Annotated in this window: 7 protein-coding genes; 4 read left to right on the plus strand and 3 right to left on the minus strand. The window is 59.8% G+C overall.

Annotated elements, in window-relative coordinates:
* On the minus strand, positions 1-309 hold a 309-nt coding region (locus B7Z76_RS15725), incomplete at its 3' end, for a recombinase family protein (RefSeq protein ID WP_291345166.1).
* A 122-nt stretch (positions 310-431) separates the two neighbouring features.
* On the opposite strand from B7Z76_RS15725, the gene B7Z76_RS15730 reads away from it, so the two are divergent.
* Entirely contained in the window at positions 432-929 is a 498-nt protein-coding gene (locus B7Z76_RS15730) for a hypothetical protein (RefSeq protein ID WP_174501803.1), read from the plus strand.
* Positions 930-1,026: 97 nt separating this feature from the next.
* On the opposite strand, the gene B7Z76_RS15735 is transcribed toward B7Z76_RS15730, so the two are convergent.
* Positions 1,027-1,353 (minus strand): type II toxin-antitoxin system PemK/MazF family toxin, encoded by a 327-nt coding sequence (locus tag B7Z76_RS15735; RefSeq protein WP_174501802.1) that lies wholly within the window; start codon positions 1,351-1,353, stop codon positions 1,027-1,029.
* A complete protein-coding gene (locus tag B7Z76_RS15740; protein ID WP_174501801.1) occupies positions 1,353-1,616 on the minus strand; it encodes an AbrB/MazE/SpoVT family DNA-binding domain-containing protein in 264 nt (87 codons plus the stop codon). Before B7Z76_RS15740 ends, B7Z76_RS15735 begins: the two co-directional genes overlap by 1 nt.
* Positions 1,617-1,846: 230 nt before the next feature.
* On the opposite strand from B7Z76_RS15740, the gene B7Z76_RS15745 reads away from it, so the two are divergent.
* The 3 genes from B7Z76_RS15745 to B7Z76_RS15755 all read left to right on the plus strand — a co-directional run.
* Positions 1,847-2,506, plus strand: a complete 660-nt coding sequence (locus B7Z76_RS15745) for an AAA family ATPase (protein WP_174501800.1) — start codon at positions 1,847-1,849, stop codon at positions 2,504-2,506.
* A gap of 14 nt (positions 2,507-2,520) precedes the next feature.
* On the plus strand, positions 2,521-2,775 hold the full coding sequence (locus B7Z76_RS15750; RefSeq protein WP_174501799.1) for a ribbon-helix-helix domain-containing protein: 255 nt from the start codon (positions 2,521-2,523) through the stop codon (positions 2,773-2,775).
* A gap of 49 nt (positions 2,776-2,824) precedes the next feature.
* A partial coding sequence (locus B7Z76_RS15755; protein ID WP_291345164.1) for a DUF5710 domain-containing protein occupies positions 2,825-3,259 on the plus strand: 435 nt, incomplete at its 3' end.

Raw genomic sequence — 3,259 nt, forward strand, 5'->3', positions numbered from 1 at the left:
CGGCGTCGTGGTGTCCATCTGCTCGGTCAGCGACCGGAAGCCGACGCCACGCGCCCTGAGGCTGTTCACCGTCTCCAGCAGATGCGGCAGCGACCGGCCAAGCCGGTCCAGCTTCCAGACCACAAGGCAATCGCCCGATTTCAGATAGGCCAGTGCCGCAGCGAGCCCCGGCCGATCGCGCCGGCTGCCCCCGGCGCGATCCTCGAACAGATGCCGCTCATCGACCCCGGCTCCGAGCAGGGCGTCGCGCTGCAGGTCGAGCACCTGTCGGTCATTGTCGGTCGAGACGCGCATGTAGCCGATCAGCATGTACGGAAATCCCATTCGAGACGGTTTCCGTATATCATATCATTCCGACTATGTTTTCCGTACATGATTCGGCACGAAATTCGGGATTTTTCGGCAGGTCTCTGACCACCGACGGAAAACATATGTTTTTCGTCATCGCACGGTTCCGGCCTCAGAACCGCGCTCTCCGCTCAAACCCGCAGAAAATTTCGATCCCAACCAGTCAACGTTCCCACTTTGTCCGCTTATGCTATAGCGCAGGGCGTTTCGTTACTTCAGGCCAGATCAGAACGCCCGAGATCGATACCCATTTCTCCTCCGCGGCCATTCCGCAAGCCACGGCGGGCTTCATGCGGCTTGCCACCTCTCCCGATGGCAACACCGTTTATGCCGCTTGGTTTTCCGGGCACATCCTGAAATTCTCAGCGCAGACGGCGAAATATCTCGGCGAGGTTGCCGTTCGCCCGGCGAAGGGATTGAACCAGCTCAGCGGCCTGGCTGTCCTCGATCACGGCAAGGACGCACTGGTTACCGTGGAAAACCGTCATGAAGCCGCTTTGGTCAGTGTGCGGGACGGCAAGGTAAGCCACCTCTTCAAGGGTGTGACCAGTAATCGCTGGATCGTCGCCGCCGGATACTGACGCGGCTTTCTGCAACTCCCGATCGTGTCGCCCGCCGGGGATCTGAGCCCCAGCGGGTTCACGCCGCCTGGCACCAGCGCGATCGCGCTCCCCTGCCCTACTCGAACAGCGTGGCGACCGTGGCTAGTACGTCATCCAGGATCGCCGCCGGCAGCGTGTCCACCTTGCGAGCATTGCGGGCGTTCAGATCGAGTGCGCGTGGCTGATCGCACCGCACGACGCCTGTTGTTTTGATGCCGCTGATTGGAACCGCGAAACCGACGCGCCTGGCGAAATCGCCGCCGTTGGTTATCGGCAGGATGACCGGGCATTGTGTCAGGCGGTTGAAGGCATCCGGGGACACGACCAGCACCGGCCGATTGCCGCGCTGCTCGTGTCCTGCCGTCGGCTCAAGATCGACCAGGTAGATATCGCCGCGATTCATCAAATCAGTTCTTTTCCGACTGCCGCGGCGTCGATCCATTCGCGTTCTTCCGGCGGCAGCGGATAGACGCCGGCTGCTTCGGCTTCCGCGAGCAGCTCGGCCATCGTGTAGCGCGGCTTGGCCTTCGGCTCGACCACCAGGCGGCCGTTATCGACGGTCAGGCCGACCTTGGCGCCGGGTGCCAGGTGCAGCACATCGAGCAGCGCGGGCGGCACGGCCAACATGATGGAGCCGCCGACCTTGCGCAGGTTTGTGGTGTGCATAGGAATCTCCTTTTTTATTATACTGAAATATAATATTGGCGACCGCCCTTGCAAGCCAAATTCTGCTTGGCTGTCCACAAACCCATAGGGCGTCCCGGGGGGGCTTCCATCCATCCCCAGGCCGGTTGGGGGAGATTGTGGGCAGGTATTTCCTACCCTTACGATTAGTATTGTTTTAATATCCAAATAGTACTATTATATAATTTATATAACAGCCAAAGGTAGCCCATATGATTTTAACCGTAGGCAATACCAAAGGAGGCGTCGGCAAAACCACGTTGGCCGTGCAGCTCGCCATCTCCCGCGCGATGGCTGGGCGTGACGTGTGGCTGATCGACGGCGACCGCCAGGGAACGGCGGCAGCGGCCATTGCCGCCCGCTCCGAAGCCGGCAGAAAGCCGGGCATCGCGTGCGCGCAGTATGCAGACGGCAAGGAGTTGCGCGGCCAGGTGCAGCAGCAGCGCGATAAATGGCAGGACATCATCATTGATGCCGGCGGCCGTGACTCGACGGCCTTGCGTGCGGCACTGATTCTGTCCGATGTGCTTCTGGTGCCCTTTGCTCCTCGCTCCTACGACGTGTGGGCACTGGATGACATGGCCTCACTGGTTGACGAAGCGAACAGCGTTCGCGACGGCTTGCGATGTTTTGCCGTGATGAACCAGGCCGATCCTGGCGAGCACTCGGCCGACAACGCCGAGGCAGCGGCAGCCGTCGCAGAGATTCCGCAGTTCGCCTACCTGCCGGTGCCGATCCGGCGCCGCAAGGCTTTCAGTAATGCCGGCGGTGCTGGCCTGGCCGTGGCTGAACTGGCCCCGCGCGATCCCAAAGCCTGCGCCGAACTAGAATCATTGATTTCATATCTTTTTAATATCCATACGCACTCCTAAAAGGAGCCTATAGCATGGTAATCCAACGTAAGCCCAAGACGACGCCAGCCGCGCAAGCGGCGGCCGTAGATGCTTTTGTATCCGGTGCACCGGACGCCGGCGCCTACAACAAGGGCGTGGCGAAAGGGAACAAACGGCAGATCAGCCTTACCATCACCCCCGATTTGCTGCGCCGCGTGGATGAGCTCGCCAAGCGCACCGGACAGGGCAGGGCAGGCATCATCAACATGGCCATTTATCGCGCCATAGAAGGAGATGTTTTCAAATGAAAAAGAATATTAAAAGAATATTCATATAGTCGGCCAAGTTGGAGGATGTATGGTAGAAAAGGGTAAAGGCACGAGACTGATAAAAGGCGGCGTTGGCAAACGCGCGACGCCACGTCCCCGGACCTACCTGACCATTGGCTACGGCGACAAGGATTGGGCCAAGCGGCATGGCGCACGATGGGATAAGGAGCGCAAGCGTTGGTATGTCCTAGGCGAAGTGTCCAAAATGCTGCTGCCCTACATAGACTCCTTGATGGGTGGTCAGTCCATCAAGGAAGTTCCTGAGGAAGAACGCCAGGAAGCGAGAGCGAGAGCCACTGCGGCACGGGCCAAACCGCTGTTGCGAACTCCCCCGCCTGACGATGCGCAGGCCGATTTTTTTGTACCGGGCGTGTGGGACGTGGCTGCCAAGGACAATCGCGGCATCATGGACGTGGCCGTGTTCCGGCTATCGAAAAAGTACCCGCGCGCCAACTCGGTGATG

It is taken from the genome of Acidiphilium sp. 20-67-58, assembly GCF_002255515.1.
GTDB lineage: Bacteria > Pseudomonadota > Alphaproteobacteria > Acetobacterales > Acetobacteraceae > Acidiphilium.

Coding starts and splice junctions, on each gene's coding strand:
- B7Z76_RS15745 (WP_174501800.1), top strand. CDS start 1,847: ATGATTTTAACCGTAGGCAATACCAAAGGAGGCGTCGGCAAAACCACG.
- B7Z76_RS15750 (WP_174501799.1), top strand. CDS start 2,521: ATGGTAATCCAACGTAAGCCCAAGACGACGCCAGCCGCGCAAGCGGCG.
- B7Z76_RS15730 (WP_174501803.1), top strand. CDS start 432: ATGTTTTTCGTCATCGCACGGTTCCGGCCTCAGAACCGCGCTCTCCGC.
- B7Z76_RS15740 (WP_174501801.1), bottom strand. CDS start 1,616: ATGCACACCACAAACCTGCGCAAGGTCGGCGGCTCCATCATGTTGGCC.
- B7Z76_RS15735 (WP_174501802.1), bottom strand. CDS start 1,353: ATGAATCGCGGCGATATCTACCTGGTCGATCTTGAGCCGACGGCAGGA.